This is a genomic window from Actinomadura sp. 3N508, from assembly GCF_044326375.1.
GTDB lineage: Bacteria > Actinomycetota > Actinomycetes > Streptosporangiales > Streptosporangiaceae > Spirillospora.
On sequence record NZ_JBIRAX010000011.1, the window covers coordinates 93,784 to 115,994 of the forward strand.

Annotated in this window: 16 protein-coding genes; 9 read left to right on the forward strand and 7 right to left on the reverse strand. The window is 67.8% G+C overall.

Annotated features, from left to right (window positions below; translation table 11 throughout):
* Positions 1–83: 83 nt before the first annotated feature.
* The 4 genes from ACH34S_RS32720 to ACH34S_RS32735 all read left to right on the forward strand — a co-directional run bounded on the left by ACH34S_RS32720 (position 84) and on the right by ACH34S_RS32735 (position 6,671).
* Positions 84–4,043 (forward strand): AAA family ATPase, encoded by a 3,960-nt coding sequence (locus ACH34S_RS32720; RefSeq protein ID WP_395956724.1) that lies wholly within the window; start codon positions 84–86, stop codon positions 4,041–4,043.
* Positions 4,044–4,303: 260 nt separating this feature from the next.
* On the forward strand, positions 4,304–4,495 hold the full coding sequence (locus ACH34S_RS32725) for a hypothetical protein (RefSeq protein WP_347813412.1): 192 nt from the start codon (positions 4,304–4,306) through the stop codon (positions 4,493–4,495).
* Between the two features lie 350 nt (positions 4,496–4,845).
* Positions 4,846–5,463: a DUF47 domain-containing protein gene (locus ACH34S_RS32730; protein ID WP_395956725.1), complete on the forward strand. Its 618-nt coding sequence runs from the start codon at positions 4,846–4,848 to the stop codon at positions 5,461–5,463.
* Positions 5,460–6,671, forward strand: coding sequence for an anion permease (locus ACH34S_RS32735; protein WP_395956726.1), 1,212 nt, complete (start codon positions 5,460–5,462; stop codon positions 6,669–6,671). Before ACH34S_RS32730 ends, ACH34S_RS32735 begins: the two co-directional genes overlap by 4 nt.
* A 266-nt stretch (positions 6,672–6,937) precedes the next feature.
* Here the strand turns inward: ACH34S_RS32735 and ACH34S_RS32740 are convergent, their stop codons facing one another.
* On the reverse strand, positions 6,938–8,617 hold the full coding sequence (locus ACH34S_RS32740; RefSeq protein ID WP_395956727.1) for a bifunctional metallophosphatase/5'-nucleotidase: 1,680 nt from the start codon (positions 8,615–8,617) through the stop codon (positions 6,938–6,940).
* A gap of 107 nt (positions 8,618–8,724) precedes the next feature.
* Here ACH34S_RS32740 and mshD point away from each other — a divergent pair, with 107 nt between their 5' ends.
* From mshD to ACH34S_RS32755, 3 genes are all read left to right on the forward strand, one after another.
* Positions 8,725–9,588, forward strand: coding sequence for a mycothiol synthase (gene mshD, locus ACH34S_RS32745; protein ID WP_395956728.1), 864 nt, complete (start codon positions 8,725–8,727; stop codon positions 9,586–9,588).
* 113 nt (positions 9,589–9,701) lie between these two features.
* Complete coding sequence (locus ACH34S_RS32750) at positions 9,702–10,958, forward strand: tyrosine-type recombinase/integrase (protein WP_395956729.1); 1,257 nt, start codon at positions 9,702–9,704, stop codon at positions 10,956–10,958.
* Positions 10,948–13,518 (forward strand): tyrosine-type recombinase/integrase, encoded by a 2,571-nt coding sequence (locus ACH34S_RS32755; RefSeq protein WP_395956730.1) that lies wholly within the window; start codon positions 10,948–10,950, stop codon positions 13,516–13,518. The genes ACH34S_RS32750 and ACH34S_RS32755 overlap by 11 nt, the downstream gene beginning before the upstream one ends.
* Positions 13,519–14,946: 1,428 nt before the next feature.
* Here the strand turns inward: ACH34S_RS32755 and ACH34S_RS32760 are convergent.
* Positions 14,947–16,791 (reverse strand): tyrosine-type recombinase/integrase, encoded by a 1,845-nt coding sequence (locus ACH34S_RS32760; protein WP_395956731.1) that lies wholly within the window; start codon positions 16,789–16,791, stop codon positions 14,947–14,949.
* Positions 16,792–16,816: 25 nt separating this feature from the next.
* On the opposite strand from ACH34S_RS32760, the gene ACH34S_RS32765 reads away from it, so the two are divergent.
* On the forward strand, positions 16,817–16,960 hold the full coding sequence (locus ACH34S_RS32765; RefSeq protein ID WP_395956732.1) for a hypothetical protein: 144 nt from the start codon (positions 16,817–16,819) through the stop codon (positions 16,958–16,960).
* Positions 16,961–17,436: 476 nt separating this feature from the next.
* On the opposite strand, the gene ACH34S_RS32770 is transcribed toward ACH34S_RS32765, so the two are convergent.
* Positions 17,437–18,693 (reverse strand): tyrosine-type recombinase/integrase, encoded by a 1,257-nt coding sequence (locus ACH34S_RS32770; RefSeq protein WP_395956733.1) that lies wholly within the window; start codon positions 18,691–18,693, stop codon positions 17,437–17,439.
* Between the two features lie 94 nt (positions 18,694–18,787).
* Between ACH34S_RS32770 and ACH34S_RS32775 the strand changes: the two genes are divergently transcribed.
* Entirely contained in the window at positions 18,788–19,018 is a 231-nt protein-coding gene (locus ACH34S_RS32775; RefSeq protein ID WP_395956734.1) for a hypothetical protein, read from the forward strand.
* Positions 19,019–19,405: 387 nt separating this feature from the next.
* Here ACH34S_RS32775 and ACH34S_RS32780 read toward each other — a convergent pair whose 3' ends face one another.
* The 4 genes from ACH34S_RS32780 to ACH34S_RS32795 all read right to left on the reverse strand — a co-directional run bounded on the left by ACH34S_RS32780 (position 19,406) and on the right by ACH34S_RS32795 (position 22,020).
* Positions 19,406–19,804: a type II toxin-antitoxin system Phd/YefM family antitoxin gene (locus ACH34S_RS32780; RefSeq protein WP_395956735.1), complete on the reverse strand. Its 399-nt coding sequence runs from the start codon at positions 19,802–19,804 to the stop codon at positions 19,406–19,408.
* Between the two features lie 354 nt (positions 19,805–20,158).
* Positions 20,159–20,356: a hypothetical protein gene (locus ACH34S_RS32785; RefSeq protein ID WP_395956736.1), complete on the reverse strand. Its 198-nt coding sequence runs from the start codon at positions 20,354–20,356 to the stop codon at positions 20,159–20,161.
* Between the two features lie 103 nt (positions 20,357–20,459).
* Entirely contained in the window at positions 20,460–21,305 is an 846-nt protein-coding gene (locus ACH34S_RS32790) for a hypothetical protein (protein WP_395956737.1), read from the reverse strand.
* Positions 21,306–21,837: 532 nt separating this feature from the next.
* Positions 21,838–22,020, reverse strand: a complete 183-nt coding sequence (locus tag ACH34S_RS32795; protein WP_395956738.1) for a hypothetical protein — start codon at positions 22,018–22,020, stop codon at positions 21,838–21,840.
* Positions 22,021–22,211 lie beyond the last annotated feature (191 nt).

Genomic DNA, 22,211 nt, shown 5'->3' on the forward strand with positions numbered 1-22,211 from the left:
GGTCGGAAAGATAACCCGCTGACCTGCGGGAACGCGGTGAATGCGCCGGTGGGCGGGACCCCTGCCGCGTTCTGCTGACTACCATGACCTTCGTGGTGTGGGGACCGGGCTATGGCAATGCTCCGCCGCCCAGCCCCCAGATGGGGCCGGATCCGTTCGCGGAGGCAGAGCGCGACACGCGGGCGATGGTGGCCGCCGCATGGTGGCCTTCGACGCCTCCGCAGCAGCGGCATCACGCGATCGCCGGCCGCATGCTCGTCCTGCCCGACGGCACCTGGTGGCTGTTCGGCGCATGGGCCCGCTGGTACCGGCTGCACCCGGCCGACGGGCAGTGGTACCTGTGCCCGCCGCCGCGCACGCCCGCCGTCCGGATGGCGGCGCGGCCCGCGCAGCAGGCCGGGGTGCAGGTCCCGGCGCTGCCGCCGCACGTGATCCCGGCCGGGCCCGACTTCTCCTACGACCCGCCGACCGGCCTGCCGTTCGTCGGGCACGGGTTCGCGACCGACCTGAGCTCGCGCGTCCGGTCGACGGTCGAGTCCGCGGCGACGCTGTCCGCGCCCGACTATCCGCACTGGTCACCGGAGTTCTCCAGCGACACGCCGTCCACCGTGGTCGTGGCGTGGGGCGTGATGCTGTGGTGCTCGTCCTCGCCCGCGTTCGACTCGCGGCTGGACGCGCAGATGCTCGACCTGTGGAAGCCATACCGCGCCAAGCCGCTCCCTCTCGTGGACGGCCCGCGCTGGCTCACCCCGCCGCCGCTGGAGACGCTGGTCGGGCTCTACGCCGAACGGCTCCGGGCCAGCCGGGTGGACGCGGCGGTCGTCGTCCTGCGGACGATGTGGGCCGTCGCCAGCGCGCTGCGCGACGACGTCCGGTTCCAGATCCGGGCGGACGCGCTCCTCGCCATCCTCGGCACCACCCTCGCCAACCCGACCGTCGACTATGGGGCGCTGCCGTACGGCGACCAGGCGATCGTCCAGCAGTGGCTGACGCGCTGCCCACCGAACCTGGTCCCATCGCTAAGGAACGAGAGCTCGCCCGGCGACAACTTCCGGCACGCCTTCTACACGCTCAGCGAATTGATAGCCGGGCTCTCGGGCGACCCTGCAGAACCCGCCTACATCGAGCCGCGCCTCGTGGCCGCGGCCCTTCTCGCCGCCGATCTGGACGTCGTCCGCAAGGACATGGTCGGCACCATCGTTCCCTGGCTCGACCCAGAGATCCGCTACACGGTGCAGGCGGTGTCGGAGCAGCAGGGCCATCCGCTGCGGCGCCTCTGGCCGCAGGACATGCGCCTCCCCGAGCCGCTGCGGTCCGCGGCCGGCTCGGGCACGGGCGCGGAGACGCTGCTGGCCGCGATGTACGAGGTCGACCTGGCCTGGTGCCGGCTCGGCGGGATGCCCGCCCGGCCGCGCGGCTTTCCCGTCCCGACCTCGATCATCGCCGGGATCATCGGCCGGAACCGGGCCCGCGCGACGGCCGCGTCCCCGACCGCCACACCACCGCCCAACCCCGCGCCACCGCAGCCGGTCCCGTTCAGCATGCAGAGCCAGCCCGGGATCGCTCCCGGTACGCCTCCGCATGCGCAGAGCGCGCCGTCGGAGCCTGACCGTCCGTTCGTCCAGCCGCCCGCTCAGCCGTACGGCCAGGCCGTGGCCAACCAGATGCCCGCCAATCCCATGGCCGGGCCTGGGCAACAGGCCGCTTTCGCGCCGCCGGACCCGCTGATCAGCGGCAGCCCCACCGAAGAGGACCGGGACGAGGGGAGCGTCGCGCCCCCTTACACGGAGCTCGGGTTCCAGCGCCCGGGTGTAGCGCCGCCTGTGTCCGCGCAGAACCAGAACCCGGCACCCATGCAGAACCGCGTGCCCATGCAGAGTGCGTCTCCGACCCCGCCTCCGCCTTCGACCCCGACTCCACCTCCGCCTGCCGTGCCCGAGCGGCAGCCGCAGCCCGGCGGCTTCTCGCCTCCGGAGGAGGAGAAGCAGGACGAGAACTTCGTGCCGCCGTACACGCACCTCGGCTACCAGCCGTCCGGTGCCGCCCCTCCGATGCAGGCGACGCCGCCACCGCCGTCGCCGAACGTCTCGCAGCCGCCGCCGCAACAGCAGCAGCAATATCAGCAGCAGCCGCCGCCTCCCGCGTTCGATCCGGAGTCCACTCGTGTGGAGGGGGGCCCGGTAGGGCCGAGCGTCCCTGCAGGCCCGCCCGGCACGCGGATTCTCGGGCCCGGTGACCTGGAGGACGACGCCGCCCAGTCGCCACCACCCCCGGTCCCTGGGGCCGGGCCGGGGACGAAGGTGATGTCCAAGACGATGGTCGGCGATTTCGACTTCCTGGACGACACACCCTCGCCGGACCAGCCCGTCCACGAGATCCCGCCGCCGAAGGACCGCAGCGAGCGCCGCGTCCTGGAACGCTTCGGATTCGGCTTCGTGTACGGCGACCATGACGCCAGCGAGCTGCTCGCCGCCGTCCGCCAGCAGGTCAAGGAGTGGGACGCGCCCGGCGGCGAGGGCGCCGAGGAGACCCGGGTGGACGGCGCGCCCAGCTCGATCAAGCCCGGGGTGCCGGGCGTGCTGCTGGTCGGCGGGCCGCACTCGGGGCAGCGCAGGCTGTCCAGGCTGATCGCGCTGACGCTCGCGAACGCGGGCCTCGGCGACGGGTCGATCCGCGCGCACGACGCGGAGGACGTCCGCGACGCGCCCCCCGAGCGGATCGGGCAGATCCTCGCCCAGCCGGGCCCGGTCGTCCTGTTCGAGCGGCTGGACGTGGCGATCGCCGGCGCGCCGGACCCGGGCGCGCTGGTCGGCGCGGTGCGCCGGGCCCGCCGCGACCCCGTCAACACGACGCCCGTGATCGCGACGTGCGAGCCGCAGGCGTACAAGAAGCTCCTGCGCGAGCACCCCAAGCTCGTCCAGGCGTTCCGCGTCCACCGGCTGCCCGACTTCAGCGACCTCGACAACCGCATGATGCTGCTGCACCTGCTGGCCGAGGAGCGGCGCGTGACGATCGGCGCGTCCGCGATGGAGGTCGCCCGCGAAGACCTGAACCGGCTCCGCGGGCCGGGCGACCTGGTCAACGCGCGGCTGGTCGAGGCGTACCTGGACCAGGCGGCGCAGCGGAACATGGAGCGGGCCGGGGCGTCCCACGACCGGCTCGTGCTGACCCCGGACGACCTCGCCGGCGTCGCGGAGGGCATCGAGCCCGCGCTGCGCCCGCCCGGCGACATCGACGGCTACCTGCGCCAGCTCGAGCAGCTCACCGGGCTGGAGGACGTCAAGGCCGCCGTGCACGAGCTGGCCGACGAGGCCGGGCTCGCCGCCGACCGGGCGCGCTACGGGGTGTCCGGCGGCGAGGGCCGGCACCTGATCTTCGTGGGGCCGCCCGGCACCGGGAAGACGACCGTGGCGGGGCTCGTCGGCGGGATCTACGCGGCGCTCGGGCTGCTTGAGTCGGGGCATGTGGTCGCGTGCCGTCCCGTCCACCTGGCCGGACGCGACCAGGCCGACACCCGGAACCGGGTCGCGGGCATGGTCGAGCAGGCGCTCGGCGGGGTCCTGCTCATCCAGGAGGCGTACCGGCTCGACCGGAGCCCGGCCGTCGTGGCCGAGCTGCTCCGCCGCATGAACGCGGGCGGCACCCGGTTCATGGTGATCTGCTCCAGCCCGGCGGCCGAGATGGAGGGCTTCGTCGCGGGCAATCCCGCGTTCCGTGCCGAGTTCGGCCGGACCCTGGAGTTCACCGGGATGGGCGACCGCGACATGGTGCAGCTCTTCCAGAGCTACGCCGAACGCGACCTCTACGTCCTCGACGAGGAGCTGCGCGTCGAGCTGCTGAACCGGTTCGCGCGGCTGCGCGGCGACCCGCGGTTCGCCTACGCCCGGACGGTCCGCGCCCTGTTCGAGCAGACGGTGGGGCGGCAGGCCGCCCGGCTCGCGGGCGCCGACGTCAACGCCGCCACCGTGGCGCGGCTGACGGCCCGTGACCTGCCCGAAACGGAGCTGGAGCAGATGCTCGGCGACTTCCGCCCCGGCCCCTGACCGGCGGCGTCCGGCCCCTGACCGGCCGCGGGACGCGCCCGGCCGCCGCCATGGCCAACTCTGGACGTTCGCGACATATGTATCAGACCGGCGTCTGGTGGGAAGGGTACGAGGAGTCACCCGGGCCGGTGCCTAGATCATTCAGGTGGGCGTCCTCCGGATTGACAGGGTCACAGGTGGCCCTCGAATGGCCCTCTTGGGTCATGTGCCCGTCCGGGCGGGGCGCGTAGCCTCGACCTGGGTGTGGGGAACGAACGGAGGTGGACGCGGTGCGCCAGAACCTCGATTTGCGCGTCCACGACCGTGTTGCGCTGGACGAGATCGAACTCTATGCCGAGATGCTCAGCGCGGTGGCGGCTGCCGAGCGGCCGCTGACCGTCGCGGAAATCGACATGGTGCTCGGAGTGCAGTCCGACGAAGCCGGTCGTCGCGAGCTGACGCCACGGGACTGAGCGGTCCCAGGGGGGTGGGAGGACGCGTCCACCCAGCTGAAGGGCAGGGCAGTCGCACGCAGCAGGCCGGGGACGCCGATCACGGCGTCCCCGGCCCGGCGCTGCCGCCCGTGTAACAAATCTCACTTATGATCTTGGCCGAAGGCTCCTCGCCCGGCCCCTCCGCACCGCCGAAACGGCGGCCGTCCCCGTAGATACGGGGCTGACGCGGGGTATGTACCTCATGATCCGGGGCAATCTTGGAAGTGAGAGGATGGAGGACACCAGCAGAAGCTGGGGCAAAGGTTCTTTTTACGGCTGGTAGCGCCTACGATCCTCTGCGGACTGTTCCGGCACATCAGGAGAACGACGTGCGCTTGCGTCTCACGCCGCGTGAGGACAGCTTCTACGACATGTTCGCCGACTCGGCGAACAACCTGGTCACCGGCGCCAGGCTGCTCGTGGAGCTCATCAGCGACGGTGCCGACCGGGCAGCGATCGCGGAGAAGATGCGCGCCTGCGAGCATGCGGGCGACGAATGCACCCATGCGATCATGCGCCGGCTGAACGAAACGTTCATCACCCCGTTCGACCGCGAGGACATCTACCGGCTGGCCTCGACGATCGACGACGTGATGGACGAGATGGAGGAGGCCGCCGACCTCGTCGACCTCTACGAGATCCAGGAGTTCCCCAAGGGCGTCGTCGCCATGGTCGAGGTGCTGGAGCGGGCGGCCGAGCTGACCGCCGAGGCGATGCCGAGGCTGCGGTCGATGAAGGAGCTCAACGAGTACTGGATCGAGATCAACCGGCTCGAGAACCAGGGCGACAAGGTCTACCGCAAGCTGCTCGCGAAGCTGTTCAGCGGCGAGTACGACACGCTCACCGTGCTGAAGCTGAAGCAGATCATCGACCGTCTCGAGGACGCGGCCGACGCGTTCGAGGCGATCGCCAACACGGTCGAGACCATCGCGGTCAAGGAGTCATGAGCGTGTCGGACGAGCCGCAAGGCCCGCGGCCGAGCGGCCCACCCGGCCACGACGTGGGCGGGCCGGTCGGCGCGACGCTGACCAAGGACGACCCGTCCACCACCGAGCCGACCCTCGGCGAACAGGTCCGGCGCGGGCCGGTCCGGTTCTGGCCCGTCCTGCTGCTGGGCTTCCTCGCGGTGATCCTCGCCGGGGCGCTCGGCCTGCGCTCGGACGCGCAGGCCGCCGTGCTCGTCCTCGTCGTCATCATCGCGCTGGCCTTCGACTACACCAACGGGTTCCACGACGCCGCCAACGCGATCGCGACCTCGGTGTCCACGCGGGCGCTGACGCCGCGGGCCGCGCTGCTGATGGCGGCGATCATGAACCTGATCGGCGCGCTGCTCGGCGTCGAGGTCGCCAAGACCGTCAGCGAGGTCATCACCCCGCCGACCGGGCTGCACGGCCTCACCGTGGTCGCCGCGGGCGTGCTCGGCGCGATCACGTGGAACCTCATCACCTGGTACTTCGGGCTGCCGTCGTCGTCCTCGCACGCCCTGATCGGCGGCATCGTCGGCGCCGGGTTCGCGTCGGCGTCCACGGTGAGCTGGAGCACCGTCGTCGAGAAGGTCGCCATCCCGATGGTGGTGTCGCCGGTCGTCGGGTTCTGCCTGGCCTACCTGGTGATGATCGCCATCCTGTGGATCTTCCGCCGCGCCAACCCCGGCCGGATCTCCCGGCGCTTTCGCATCGCGCAGTCGCTGTCGGCGGCGTCGATGGCACTGGGGCACGGCCTCCAGGACGCGCAGAAGACGATGGGCATCATCGTCCTGGCGCTCGTCACCACCGGCCACTCCGACGGCAAGAGCGTCCCGCTGTGGGTGATCATCGCCTGTGCGGGCGCCCTGTCCCTCGGCACGTACGCCGGCGGCTGGCGGATCATGCGGACGCTCGGCCGCAAGGTCATCGAGCTGGATCCGCCGAAGGGCTTCGCCGCAGAATCGACCGCCTCGATGATCCTGTACGCGACCGCCTACATCTGGCACGCTCCAATCTCCACCACGCACACGATCACGTCCTGCATCATGGGCGTCGGCGCCACCAAGCGGCTCTCCGCCGTACGCTGGGGCGTCGCGGGCAACATCATCACCGCCTGGGTCCTCACCATGCCCATGGCCGCCTCAGTAGCCGCCATCGTCTACTTCGTAGTCCACTTCTTCGGCGCGTGATCTATCGGGGGGCGACCCCCAGGCCCCCGGCCGCGCGGCACGGGTCTCTTTGTCTATCGGGGGGCGACCCCCCGAACCCCCCGGCTGCGCGGCACGGGTCTCCTCGCTCTGGTCGCTGGCGCTCCCGCCGCTGCGGGGACGCGGCGCGCCGGGCATGCCCGCTGCGCTCGCAGAGCTCGCTCCGCGTGCCTGCCCGTATCCGGGGGCTGGGCTTAGGGCCAAGTAAGCGGCCCGCCGCCCTCTGGGGCGGCGGGCCATCGCCGGGGTTACCTTCCGGAGATTCGGTTGAGGGGCGGGGGCGTGATGGTGCCCTGGGCGGTGAAGTAGGCGACGAAGGCGTCCAGGTCGATGGGACCCAGGACCGGGTCCTTGCCATCGGTGAAGACGGTGAAGCCGTCGCCGCCGCCCAGGAGGAAGTTGTTCGCCGCGACCTTGTAGGTGGCGGACGGGTCGACCGGTGCTCCGTCGATGGTGATCGCGGAGACGCGGTCGCCGACGGGCTTCGAGCGGTCGATCGTGAAGTTCAGGTTCGCCGACGGCTGGAGGATCTTCTCGCCCGCCGCCGTCCACTGCTGTTCGAGCAGCGCGTCGAGCTGCGCGCCGGTCAGCGACACCACGCCCATCACGTTGCTGAACGGCTGGACGGCGAACGCCTCGCCGTAGGTCACGACGCCGTCGCCTTCCGAACCGCTCGCCGTGTAGGTGAGGTCGGTGCGGACGCCGCCCGGATTCATCACCGCGACCTGCGCGCCGAAGCCCTTCATCGAGGCGAGCTGCGCGTCCGCGATGACGTCGCCGAGCGCGGTCTCGCCCGCCGGGGAGGGGGCGCGGGTGAGGTCGGCGCTGATCTTGCCGATGGGCTTGTCGGCGATCTCTGAGACGCGGTCCTTCCACGTCTGGACGAACCGCTCCGTCGCCGGGTCGGGCGCGATGTCGCGGGTGACGACATGGTTGTCGCCCTTCATGGAGGACCGGACGATGTCACCGGTCCGCCGGTTCACCTTCAAGTTCACCTCGGTGATGACCCGTCCGAAGGAGGAACCCGACGAGAACAGCCGCGGCTCGCCGTTCGGGTCCTCGACCGAGCAGACGTACTGCTGGTGGCTGTGCCCGGACAGGACGACGTCGATCTCCGGGTCGGCGTCCTTCGCGATGCGGGACCCGGCGCCGGGCACGACACCGCACTCGTCCGGCCGCGAATTCGCCTTGACCTGGTCGCCCTCGTGGACGAGCAGCACCATCGCGCGGACGTGGCGCCGCTTCAGCTCGCGGGCCGCGCGGTTAGCGGCGGCGACCTCGTCGACGAAGTCCAGGTCCTTGATGCCCTCGGCGGTGACGATGGTGGGCGTCGTCTTGGTGACGACGCCGATGAAGCCGACCCGGACGCCGTTGACATTGCGGATCGTCCACGGCTTCATGGCGGGCCGCTGGTTCCGCTTCTTCAGCACGTTCGCCGCGAGGTAGTCGAACTTGGCGCCGCGCCACGTCCCGGCGGGGGAGCAGCCGTCGACGGGATGGCACCCGCCGTTCTGGATGCGGAGCAGCTCCTCATACCCCTCGTCGAACTCGTGGTTGCCGACCGCGGAGGCCGTGACGCCGACGTCCCCGAGGAACTGCACGGACGGCTCGTCGTGGTAGGCGGCGGAGATCAGCGGCGTGGCCCCGATCAGGTCGCCCTGCGCGACGGTGAGGGTGTCGCGGTTCCGCAGCCTGTTGAGGTGGGCCGCCACATAGGCGGCACCGCCCGCGAGGACGGTGTCGCCGTTCTCGTCGATGGCCCTGCCGGAACTCCCGGACGGCGGCTCGAGGTTGCCGTGGAAGTCGTTGAGGGCCAGCAGCCGCACGGACGCTGTCGGGACGGGCCGCGCCGCCGCCGGTTGCGCGGCCAGGCCCACGACCGTCAGCGCCGCCGTGGCGCAGGCCAGGATGGTGCGTCGTCGAGTCATGCTGCGGACGGTAAGCGCGCCCGGCGTACGCTTCCAGGCGGCCCGATGACGTTTCTGTGACAACTTGATCAGGGGGTTCACGGCGTCCGTCACATAGGGTGGCGATCATGAGCGAAGTGCGCGTGCTGGACGCCGGTATCGAGGTCGCCGCCGTGCTGGCCCTGGTCGAAGCCGCGACGGACGCCGACGGAATCGGCCCGCTCTCCGAGCACGCACTGCTCGCGCTCCGCGGCGGCCGCGCGGGGACGGCGATCTCCGACGGCGGCGCGATCGTCGCGTACGGGCATCTCGACCCCGCGACCGATGAGGAGCCCGCGGCAGGGGAACTGGTCGTCCACCCGGAGCACCGCCGCCGCGGACACGGCCGCGCGCTGCTCCGTGCCCTGCGCGAGCAGGCAGGCGGTCCGCTGCGCGTGTGGGCCCACGGCGATCTGCCGGCCGCCGCCGCGCTGGCGAGTGCCGAGGGCATGGCGCGGGTCCGCGCGCTGTTCCAGTTGCGCCGCCCGGCGTCCGGCCCGCTGCCGGAGCCGCGCCTCGCGGACGGCGTCACCCTGCGCACCTTCGAGCCCGGCCGCGACGAGCAGGCCTGGCTGGACGTGAACGCCCGCGCCTTCGCCGACCACCCCGAACAGGGCGCCTGGACGATCGAGGACGTCCGCGACCGCGAGGCCGAAGACTGGTTCGACCCGGCCGGTTTCTTCCTCGCCGAACGCGACGGCCGCCTCGCCGGCTTCCACTGGACGAAGACCCACCCCGGCGATATCGGCGAGGTCTACGTCGTCGGCGTCGACCCGGACGCGCAGGGCCTCGGCCTGGGCCGCGCCCTGACACTCGCGGGCCTGCACCACCTCCGCGACACCGGCGCCGACCAGTTCATGCTCTACGTGGACGAGTCGAACGTCGCGGCCGTCCGCCTGTACGAGTCCCTGGGCTTCACCCGCTATGCGGTGGACGTCATGTACGCGACCTAGTGCCTGGGGATTCAACGACATGTTGACCGGACTACGGGTCCCGTCCGTGGCATGTCGAGCTGGCTGATACCGGTTCCGGTCGATAGTCATGCACTCCTCAGCGAGGAGGTTGCATGGATCTGGGCGAGGAATCAGAGCGTGATCTTGCTACGATCCGGCTCCCAGTGTGGGGGCGGGTCGTGGCGGTCGCCGGGGTCGTGCCCTGGCGGTTCGAGGACGACAGCGGTCGAGCGGTCGAGCCGGTCCAGCGGTATCTGCGGGATGTCACTGCTCAGGGGAAGGCCGCGGGGTCGGTACGTAGCTATGCGTACGCGCTCCAGCGGTGGTGGAGGTTCCTCATCGCGATCGAGGCGAGTTGGGACATGGTGACCTCGGCGGAGACCCGGGACTTCGTGCTCTGGCTCAGGCAGGCGTCCAAGCCGATCGCCGGGTGGCGGAAAGGCTCGGCAGCCACGGCCGGGACAACTAATCCGACCACCCGCAAGCGGTATCCCGGTGATCGGTACGACGTCGGCACGATCCGGCACGGTAACGCGGTCCTGCGATCGTTCTACGCCTTCTGGGGCGAGCAGGGCGTCGGCCCGATCATCAACCCGGTGCCGCTGGATCGGGCACGGGGCAGGCGACCCAATGCTCACCACAATCCGCTTGAGCCCTATCGAGCCGAGGGCAAGCTCCGCTACAACCCGCCCAGGCCCAAGCGCCGACGTCGTGCCATGCCGGATGAACTCTGGAACAGCCTGTTCTCGGCCATGACCTGCAATCGGGATCGAGCGATCTTGTCGTTGGATGTGAGTACGGGCGCGCGGGCGGCCGAACTGCTGGGGATCTGTGGCGCGGATATCGACTGGGGTGATCAGCTCATCCGGGTCCGGCATAAGGGCAGCGGCCTGTTGCAGTGGCTTCCGGCAGGTCCGGACGCGTTCGTCTGGCTCCGCCTCTATCTGGCCGAGTTGGGTGGCCACGGTGCCAACGATCCGGTCTGGCTGACCGTGCGGCGTCGCAGGCGCCACGGCGGCCCGCTCGAACGGCAACCGCTGTCTTATGACGCCTGGCGGGCGGTGCTGCGCCGGGCGAACGCCAAGCTCGGCACGAACTGGTCGATGCACGACCTGCGCCATACCTGCGCGATCCGGATGATCCGCGATCAGAAACTGTCGCTACGCGACATCCAGACCATCCTCGGCCACGCCCACCTCACCACAACCCAGCTTTACCTGGAGGAAGACGACTATGAGGTCATCCAACGCGTCCGTCAGCACCTGACCGAACGCGAAGAACGCCTCGCCAACTCGCCGCAGCAAGCCGCCGCCGGCTACAACGCCGCCGACCTAGCCATGCTGTTGGGCGGTGCCTTCGATGGCCGTTGACATCCGCACCCGCACCCCACGCCGCAACGCCACCTTCGCCGATCACCGGGAGCTGCAGCATCGCAAGCGCACCGGTTCCGCCGACCGGATGCCGATGCAGAAGATCATGAACCTTCTGCCCACGCTGCCGTTCTGGCCGGAGCCCACCCACGGTGGGCGAGGCACCCGCCTGCGCGGCGCCACCAGGATCTTGTCCTGGCTCCAGACGATGCCCGGGGACGGCTGGCAGGACCGATGGCAGAACTCGGGTGCCGACTACGGCACCGAATGGATCGACCAGCTCGTGGCCGATGATCCGCGGCCTTGCGGCCCCCAGCACGTCCGGGACGAGCTCAGAACCGCGCTGACCTGCCTGCTCGCCCTGCGGGTGATCCTGCCCAGCTACACCTTCCTGACCGCCTACGGAGCGGTCAACCTCTTCAAGATCATCCGCAGTGCGGTGAGCCCCGAGGCATTCGCCCGTGTCGAGCAGGCGGGGTTGCGCCGAGGTATGGAAGGCCGCCAGCTCGCCGAAGCCCTCACCTTGCTCACCAAGGTCGTGCTCCACACCGGCAAGGACCTTCCAGACTTGACCCCCGACGACCTGTTCGAGGTTCGCGCCTGGCAACTCGGCCACGCTGGCCGGATGACGCAAGGCGTCCACGGCGCGTGGGAACTGCTCGTCGATATCGGGGTCCTGCCGGAGCGCACCACCATGCGGTCGGCTCTACGGCAAGGCCAGCGACCCACCGCTGAACTCGTCGATCGCTATCAGATCAAGAACAAGCCGATCAGAGACCTGCTGATCCGCTACCTCGACGAGCGACGGCCCGGTATGGACTACAGCTCGTTTCGCACCTTCGTCTGCACCTTGGCCTCGACGTTCTGGGCCGACATCGAGCAGCACAACCCCGAGGTCCGGTCCTTGGACCTGCCCGAGGACGTCGTCGTCGCGTGGAAGGAACGCCTCCATCATGTCGTCAAAGCCGATGGAAGCAAACGTGTCCGCAAGAGTCGCCTGGCAGTGCTCACCCACGTCCGCAGCTTCTACCTCGACCTGCAGGAATGGGCACTGGAGGACCCGTCGTGGGCGCCTTGGGCAGTGCCCAGCCCGGTCCGCAAGGGCGACACCGACGGCATGGCCAAGGAACGAAGGGCCACCACCGCCGAAATGCACCAGCGCATCCGCGACCGGCTACCGCACCTCCAAGCGCTCGTCGAGGCCGCCGAACGCCATCGTCAAGACCAGGCCGACTTGCTCGCCAAGGCCACCGCCACCGAAGTTGGAGACACCTTCGATCACGACGCAACGCTCTACCGGCGGATCGTCTACAAGTCGTTCGCCCGCGGCGGCACCCAGAGGGGACGACCGACAATCCTCGTCCAGCACCGGGTAACCGGCGAACAGACCGACCTGACCCAAGCCGAAGACGAGGCGTTCTGGGCCTGGGCCATCATCGAAGTGCTGCGGCACACCGGAGTCCGCATCGAGGAACTCCTGGAGATCACCCACCTCGCGCTGATCTCCTACAAGCTCCCCGGCACCGGCGAGATCGTCCCGCTCCTGCAGATTGTCCCGTCCAAGAGCAACGAAGAACGCCTCCTCCTCGTCACCCCCGAACTCGCGAGCAGCCTGGCCACCGTCATCGCCCGCATCCGCGCCATCCACGGCACCGTTCCCCTGGTCAGCCGCTACGACGGCCAAGAAGCTGTCACCGGGCCGCCTCTGCCCCACCTCTTCCAACGCGCCCAAGGCGGCTGGCGCCAGGAAGTCATCAGCCCCCGCGTCGTCCAAAAGCTCCTCAACCACACCCTCCAACGCACCGGACTCCTCGACCGGGCCGGTCAGCCGCTGCGCTTCACACCGCACGACTTCCGCAGGATGTTCGTTACCGACGCCGTCACCGGCGGCCTGCCCGTCCATATCGCCGCCCGGCTACTCGGCCACAAGAACCTCACCACCACACAGGCGTACCTCGCCGTCTTCCAAGACGACCTGATCAGGACCTATCGGGCCTTCGTCGACGAACGCCGCGCGATGCGGCCCACCACCGAATACCGCGAGCCCACCCAAGAAGAATGGCGCGAGTTCCAGCAGCACTTCGAACTCCGCAAGGTCGAACTCGGTACCTGTGGCCGACCCTACGGAACACCCTGCAACCACGAACACGCCTGCTTCTCTGAACTAACTTGTGGATCTTCGAGGTCGGAGGTTGGACTAGCGTCGGTTTCGACGGACCTCGTGCTGCGGCACGAGGTCCTGGAGCTCATCTCGAACGACTGCTCGAAGTTGTTTGCGGAGTTCGGTGGTGACGTCGTGGAGTTCGGCATCGTGGGCGTCCATCCAATCCTCGGCGAGCTGGAACACCCGTTCGCTTCCGAAAGCCTGGACACCGATCAGCACATCTATCGTCCAGTCGATGCGCTTGCTCCAAGGCCACTGCTCGTCGAACTGTTGAAGCTCGTCGTGTGCGCCTCGCATCACGTATTCGGCTCGTTTGCTCACCAGTTCGATCCAGTGCAGGAAGGCGAGGTAGGCGTCCCTGCGTTCTTTGAGCAGGCGCGTCCGTTCCTCAGCTAGGTGGTTCTGCTCGACCATGCGTTCGGCATGTATGCGACTCTGGGCGCCGGCAAGCCAGGTGAAGCACACTCCTATGGCGCCAGCGGCGCCGGTGACGACAGGTGCGACCCACTCCCAAGCCATCTGAGAATCATCTCGTTCAGTGCGTCTATTGGGGAACTTCACTTGAAGATCATCCGGCCGATGTCCCCGTTAGCGGAGGGGTGAGTCGAGTTGTGCAGGTTCTATGGCGGTCCGTTCGGCCGTCAGCCTGAAGGCGGGCATGCCAAGGTCGGTCTTGGAGCGAGCGGGCCGGTTGATCTGGGCGAACTTGTCCTCGGCGCCGGCGAGGCTGACCTTGAGGCCCTCGATCTCGCCGAGCCAGCCTTTACGCTCGGCCTCGGCGATGCGGTCGGGCAGGTTGTCTCGGATCTCATCGAGCCGTCCCCGTTGGGCCGGTCCGGCCTAAGGATTGAGCATCTGATACATGCTTCTCTGAACTTGCGATTTGTCTCATGGTCTGAGGTGACCCGTGACTCAGCCGCTCGAATAACGAGGATTATCCCATCTGACAAATATCCTATTGTCTTGCAGCTGATATACGGATCCATCCCAGTGGTAGCATTCCTGACTCTCCCGCACAGACACAACTCGCGCCAAGCATTTTTTGTACTCTTTTGGACGACGGCTCTCGCTTGCAAATGAAAAAAGGTGCCGGTGACTGCCCACGGGGGCTGGGACTGTAGCGTCCGCGAACTCTTCAATTGCTTCGTCGAGGGGGAGGACGATGTTAGCGGGCCGCCCGTCGCTGCTGTCCATTCCGGAGAGCGGCCACTCTTCGGGCCAATACGGCGCCTTGGGAAGCCAGGACGAAAAATAGCGGACCGCTTCGGCTTTCTCGCGAACAAATTTCAAGTGCCGCGCCCGCTCGGCTTTTGCGACTTCTTCAGGACTGGGGGGAAGGCGCTGGTAGCAGCTTCCACAGATCAGTATCGTAGCCCCCATCGGCAGCTTTGCCCCGCATACTTCACAAACAGGGACAGCCCTCCTTTTCCACCACACCATCTAACCTCCTCAGCACCTTGCTGCATTCGTACCGATCCGCTGCCGAGTGCCTCCTCTTCAAGGATGCTCGGCAGTGGCGAGCGGCGCCCCCCGGTTTGGGGGAGTTGGCAGACGCTCGTGCCGTCAGGCTAACGGGCGTCAGGGCCCGCTCGGTAGCCTGGCCGATATCCCTGACCACGAGGGGTGGCGTTGCGACAGTTGAGGCCGGTGATGGGTGTCAACGGGCCGCTATCGGTGAGACTTGCCGTGATCTTCAGCATCCGTTGCTCGCCTCCAGAGCCGGGAAGGCTGACGCCCAGAGCGGCGACCGCGTCGGGCCAGTCGATGACGGCCGCCGACTGTCCGCCGCCGATGCCGGGATGGACGGTGATGAACCGGCTTTCTCTAAACTCTATTCTCATGGGCAGAGGCTCTTCCGGAGATTGATCCGAACGAGGGCATGCCGAGTTCGATCGCTGTCGCCCTTCGCTGGAGGGTGGCGTCGATCTGGGTCAGCTTGTCCTTGACGCTGCTGTAGCTGACTTGCAGGCCCTCGACCTCGCCCAGCCATCCTTCGCGTTTCGCCTCGATGATGCGGGCTTCAAGGTTGTCGCGGATCTCTTCGAGCCTGGCTCGCTGCGTGGGATCTGGTCGCAGGAGCGAGCATCTCACGCAAGCGTGTTCATGGACGCAGGGTGAGCCGAACGCTCGGGCGCAGGTTCCAACCGACACCTTTCTTTTCTCGAAGTGCGCGAGGAACGCATCCCATTCGGCGTCGGTCGGCGTTCGATATTCTTCGCTGGGCCTGGTTGCTCGGCGGCGGGCCATGAATGCTCGATGAGCCTCAATCGTCTCGACTGGGTAGACGGCTTTGTAACCCATGGTCGTGTCAATGGTCTTGTGCCCGCAGATGATCTGCGCGATGTGCGGCGGCAGACCGTTCATGATGGCATCTGTGACAAAAATTCTTCGGAAATCGTGCGCCTGGAATATCAACGGACCGCCGTTGGCGTCGGTGAGTTCGGTCGCGGCGAGCGCATTGATCAGCAGCTTGCGGATGGCCGAAGGCGTGAACGCGCGGCGCTCATTACCGATGCCGCGCTGAAAGAGCACTGGCAACGGCGGGTTCCAGATCTTCTCCCGGACGTCGTAGGAGACCACCAGGGGGATCGACCCATCGGAGTTTCGCAGGCGCTGGATGATGGCGCTCAGGACGTCGGCCAGTTCGGGGCTGACCAGCAGCAGTCGCTCCGTGTCGGTCTTGGACGGAGCAATCTGCAGGAGGGGCACCAACTCGCCCGTGGTGGGCAGCCGGTATTCAGTGATGCTGTGGTGGCTGAGCTCAAGTAGTTCCTCGCAACGGATACCGGTCAAACGGAGCACCTCGATGGTGGCGAACGCCCAAAACGCCTCCTCTTCTTCGTGAGACAGATTGCGCCGTTTGCCGGTGGCGACATCCTCGGCCCAGATAAGTCGTCCGATCGCCTTCGGTGCGATTGCCTTTCGCAGTGTCCCATCAGTGCCGTCGATCAACGCTCCCGGCTCGGTCGCCCGTGCCGCGGCCAGCAGGCGGGCGGCGGCGAGGCGCCGATCATTGGCAGTGCGCACGAGCACGGGCAGGACGGGCAGTCGTTCACGGGTGCGCTGGTCCATCCGGGCCTTGCGGTGCTTGCGTTCCTTGGCCTTCTGGACTTCGGCGTCGCTGATGGGGCAGGGCGCGACCCAAGGGCCCCAGCGGGCTGGATCCTCCACGGCCCAATGCGCGATGTCGAGGTAAAGCGCCCGGACTCGGATCAGCTCATCCTTGGCGTTGAGGCGCGGGGTCGAGACCTCGACTCGCTGACCAGCGGCGTTGGTGGTCGTGCGTTTGATCGTCCGCAGCTGCTCCTTCCAGGAGCGGGCGACTTCTGGCGGGAGTCGCAGGGTGTCGATGCCGGGAGCGAGGGCCTCGACGCGGGCCCAGAACAGCCCGGCCAGAGTTCTGGAGACGTTGTCCAGGCTGGCGAAGTCCAGTGAGGGCTGGCGTTCTCGCAGGTAGTCGATGAGCAGATCCCGAATCGGCCGACACTGGATGCGATATCGGTCGACCAGCTGCTCGATCGTCAGCCGCCCGCCGGCCAGACCGAACGCGCGGATACTGTGAGGAGCGTGCTCGGGGAGGACGCCCAGGGCACGCAACCGGAGATAGAAGTCGACCTTCTTCTGGCCGCCGCGGGTGTGGACCTGTCGCATGGTCTCGACCAATTCCACGCAGTCGCCGACCGCAATGTCGGCGATGACCCCGCCCTTGCAGGCCAGAATCGTGGCGATCCTGGTCGCCGCGATCTTGGCGTCCGCCTGGGAGCTGGCCGGTTCGGCGGGCGGCCAGCTCCCTCAGCTCCGCGAACCCGTTCGGATCCCTGACCTGCGCCATCACTGACGCCAGATACCGATGGGTGCGGGTGAGCATCCATGGCAAGCCGGGACGGATGACATCGCCGCAGATCAGCATCAGCAACCCGGACGACAGGTCCGTCGAGTCGTATGACGCCGCACCGCCGTGTGCTGTCAACCAGTCCATCGGCAGGTTGATCCAACCTGCCCCTGGGTGATTCTCCGCGCCGCTGGCCTGCCAACGGTCCTGCCAGGTGTCCCCGGGCAACGTCGACAGCCAGCGCAGCAGCTTGGACGCGCCACGCCGTCTCCCGGCCTGAGTGGCGGCAGCTGCAGCGACGAACGGCGGAGCGGTCAACCGTTTCAGCGTCTGCTCGGCCGAGGCTGCGGTGTGCGGCCACCATTCCTCGACAGCTCGCGGTGGGAACTCGTTGCGCAGCTGCTGGTTCCGGGACCTCTGCCCGGCAGCCGCCGCAGCGGTGGCGGGCAGAGGTTTGCGGGTGACGTGCTTGACGGTGGAGGTCACAGCGTCCTCCCGAACAGCACACTCAACGCCTGCGGGTCGTAGCCGGGCGCAGGCGGCGGAGGCGCCGCCTTCTCCCGCTGCTCGGCGACGCGGGCGTGACGGGCCAGGACGCCCGCGATCACCTCGTCCTTGTCCGGGGTCAGGTAGATCTCGGTCGTGGACAGGTGCGCATGGCCCATGACGAGCTGCACGTCGCTGAGCGTCAGCTGCGGGTCGCGAGCCATTCTGGCCACTGCACTGTGCCGCAGGTCGTGCAATGTCCAGTCCGACCCGAGTGCGGCGTTGGCGCGCTCGAACATCCGATGCGCCGCATGATAGTTCAACGGCCGCCGTGGCCGCCGCAACGTCCACCACACCGGCTGGCTCCGACCCCGGGGAATCTCGCCGTGCAGTTCCTCCTGATACAACCGCAGCCAGACGAACGCGTCCGCCGACGCCGGAACCTGCTGCACCGCGCGTGTCCCTTTGCGCACCACGGTGATCAGCTGCTGGCCGGGGTCGATGTCGCGTTGCCGTACTCCCAGTAGCTCCGACGCCCGTGCTCCGGTCGAAATCCAGAACGCCACCAGTGCCCGGTCTCGATTCGACGGCAGCGCAGCGAACAACTCATTGAACCGTTGATCGGGAATCGCTCGGGGAACTCGATGCGGAACTTTGGGCCGGTAACGCCCCACCCGCTCGCGCGCCCACCCGTCCATCGGATTGTGGTGCGCATGCGCCCGTCGCGACCGCCGGGAAGGATCGAGTGGAAACGGGTTCAGGATCGGGCCGGTACCCGCGTCCCGGTGGAAGTCGTAGAACCCACGCAGCACCGTTTCGGAATGAGCGACGGTAGCCGGGGCGTATCCGTCAGTGAGCGCGGGTTTGCCGGTGACTGGATTCGGCGCCTTCTCACTGAACAGACTCGCCGCCCTTCCAGCGCTACTGCGGCCTCTGACGAGACGACGTTGCTTCACCGTCAGCTGGATCCAGCAGCTGAAATCGCGGGCCTCCACACGGGTCGCGCGGTTCCAACCGACATCCACCGCGTGCAGGAACCGCCACCAGCGCAGCAGGTCCATCCCGTAGGAGCGGACCGTCGATGGCGCCTTCCCGGCCGCCAGCAGCTCCTGGAAAAAGACGGAGGTCGCCTCCACGATCGCACCGTCGGGCCCGACCATCCGGTAGGGCTCGTACCGGTCGTCGGTCTCCACCAGCCGGCCCCACCGAGGAACCACCAGCGCCGCCAGATCCCGTTGGGGTGCATCGTTCATCACGATTGGTGACCGTAGTGACCGGGGCCGCGATCTGCCCTCTGAACTGCGGAATCTCCGTGCCTAGTTCAGTCAACGGGGCATCCGCTGCCCCATGCTCCGCGTCGACCCACGACAGCAACGTCGGCTCGCCGAGATCATCGACAACCTCAAACGCCGAATCGACGAGGCCCGCGACCACCGCTGGCTCGGCGAAGTCCAAGGACTCCAAGTCAGCCTCGAGGCAGCGAAAACCAAGATGGCTGCCCTCGTTCGGGCGGAACGCACGCAACCCGCAAATGCCGTCCCCCTGGGCATGCCCGTCATCGCGGGAGACGCGACTTGAACTGTCATCCGGCCGTGCGGACACCGGCGCCGCACCAGGGCCTGTCCGGCGGATCATGGCGCGAAGCCAGCGCGGGCCAGGGGGTCACGGAGGAGGCGCTGTGTCGTCCTGGTCTTGCGCTGCTGCGGACGGCCATTGAGGAGTGGTGAAGAGCGGTCTCTATCTTGAAGGTAGGCGGTCACGCGAAGTGGCGGCGGGTGGCCAGAGTGCCGGAGGTGAGTGGCCAACCAGGCTGGCGGTGGACGGCAATCATGCGCACCGGAACCCCAGGACAGACTGACCTCGGGATGCCGACCGCGCCACCGCCGAGTCAATGACCCCACGAGACCCCGGAGGATCAGGTGAGGGAGATCGAATACGCCTCGCCAAAGCTCTTAAGGTGATGCGCTACTCGTCCCACGCCCCGTAGTAGTCGGGAGGCGGACTGGCCTCCGCCACGGGGTCATGGTCGTACCGCGCGCCGCGCCAGAGGAGCACTCTGATGTCCGGAGGAAGGCCCTCATTTGGCCGTACGCCGATGATCCGTTCGTTGAGGATACTCTCGGCGAGAACCTGGGGGCTGCCACTGAAGGGCTCCTCGCCAACGGAGTCGTCGTACTCGTCATCCCGCCAGGGCCCTCCGATGTAGTCGGCGACCTCGATGGCGTAGGTGTAGGTGGGCACGCCGACGAGCCGTACGTAGTGGCGGCCGTGCTTGGTGAAGACGATGTCCTCCCCATGGGCGGCTCGTTCAGCGAGAGCACCGAGTTGGGCGCGGGCCTCGCGGAGCGGGTATTCGAAGGTCATAGGCGGAGAGTACACAGTGTTCATTGTGTACACAACACGAGGTCACAGGAAAGCCTACTCGACTCAAACGCGACCATCAAGATTGCCTACAAGTGCAGAGAGCTGCCTGGCGAGTTCGGGTGTGCCTGGCCATTCGGAGTCTCCGAGGTCGGCGTGCACGACCACCAGACGACCCAGGGTCCCTGTATGGACGGCCAACTGGCCGTTACGTCCAAGCACGCTGCGAGACCTTTCCCGCGGAGCTGGATAGGACCTTATGGATGGGGATTTGGAGTGTTCACTGTTCGGTTAGCGCCGTGATCAAACAGAGGAGGAGCCCCTCCACCGACTGGTGAAAGGACTCCTCGTGATCACCTAGACGAGTAAGTAGGTGATGGTGATGATGGCAGCGACGGTGATGATGATCGCCATCTTGATGTTGATCCCCGCGGTGATGCGGAGGTCGATCCCGGCGTGCGCCTGGCTGGTGATTTCGGTCTTGCCGGCCTGGGCAGGGATGGCGGGGGCCGATTCCGCGGGCTGATTCTCGGCCGTATTCTGAAGGTCGTTCAACTTACTTCTCTCTGATTGAGCTGGAGCGGCGGCCCCAGGTGCCTCGGGGGCCGTTGCTGCTGATCTTGCTTGGCCGGCTTGGCTGGTGATCCTCGGTTGCGGGTCACGAGTTCCCTCCCGGCGTCGCGGAGGACGGGGCGGCCTCGGCTGGCGTGTCGTCCGTGACGGTCTCGGCCTGCTTCTTGAGAGGGCCGGTCAGGGAGTAGAAGCTGTCGTAGGTGAAGCCTTCAGGGGTTTCGGGGGCCGCCCTGCGGGCCCGGCGCCGTTCGAAGACCTTCTTGTCGACCAAGCCCTTGAGGCCGCGTTGGGCGGTCTCCGTGGAGACGCCATACCAGCGTTCGGCGTTCTCGGCGGTCAGGGTGAACTCCGTCTTGCCGACGAGCCTGGAGAGCCCGATCAGGAGCATGGCTTTCTCGGGCAGCGTCAGCTTCTCGTGCAGGGACTGCTCGTCGTCGAGCCAGTATTCGAACGGGATCTTGAAGTACCAGTCGTCCTTGCCCGCGGGCGCGGTGTAGGGCTCGTCTTCGGGAGCCTCGCCGCTCTCGGGCCGGGGCGTGATCGAGGCCAGTTTGCCCTTCCTGGCGCGGGTGATCAGGCCGCGGTCCTCCAGGCGGGCCCATGCCTTGGAGATCGCGCCGGTGTTGTAGTTGTCCTTCGCGTCCTTGAGGTCGAGGGCGCGGGCGAAGTAGCGGGAGTCCCGGGTGACGTCGTAGGGCAGCGCGGAGGCCAGGGCCATCAAGATCAGATAGAGGTCGAGCCCGGTTGCGTCGTGGCGCTTGACCAGCACCGAAAGCGGCCCGGGCTTCGTCCGGGGCCCCTTGTTCTCGCGCTCCTTGAGGGGGATGCCCACGAAGGTCGTGCGGATGGGCGCGCTGCGGGACTTGCGCCCGGAACCGTCCAGGAGGAACTTGAGAGTGCTTCGCGCGTCGGCGATCGGTTGCTGGTTCATGTCTCTAAAACTATCCCCAAACCCCCTCGTGGCTACCATAGCCGGGCGAATCTGGATTACTTCGGCAGACGGAACATATAGATAGCCAATCTATTACCTGTGAATGACCACAAGTAGAACCTCTGAAGAGCCAAGAGCCCGTTTGCAGAGGGAGCCGGGGATGGCGGGGTGGGTGGCGTGGGGCGTTGGCGGCGGCTGAGAAAGTGCAGGCTTTCTTGAGCGGCTCGGGGTCCCTCGGGGCTGGGGATGCGGCCTTGAAGCCCTGTCAGTGCTGGTCAGGAGCCTATAGGGGGTGTTCTGGCGACGGGAGGGGGAGCACGTTGGTCGGGCCCCCGTCCGGACGTGTCGCTCCGGGGACGAAGGGCCGGGAGCTGACGAGTTCGATCGCTGGTGAACTGGCCCTTCCGGCGGACTCGGCTGGGAGCAGCGGCGATCTTGATCGGCGTCGGCTTTGCCTCCGTCGGCGTCGGCGATCAAACTCGCCAGCGGCTCACACACTGCTGCGCGTGCAAAATTCGATTTGGGCGGAGCCTTAGCACGGCTGGCGAATCGCGCCGGCGACACCGTCGAGGTCCACCTGGCCGGATCGGCGCCCGCCGACGTCGTCTATCCCGCCGTTGTCGAGGCGATGGCCGAGAAGGGCATCGACATCTTCACCAAGACACCAAACTTCCTCGCCTTCGGTGCCGTCCGCCTCCGATGTGGTGATCACCATGGGCTGTGGGACACCTGCCCGGTCTTCCTCGGCAAGCGCTACCTGGATTGGGTGATGGACGCCCCAGCGCGTCGAGAGCCTGGTCAGCGAGCTGCAGCTGCAGGAGTGAGAAGCCATCCCATAGGCAGTGCTGGTAAGCGGCTCACCGCCACTGCTGCCGATGACCAGCATGCGCGAGCAGTTCCGGCCGG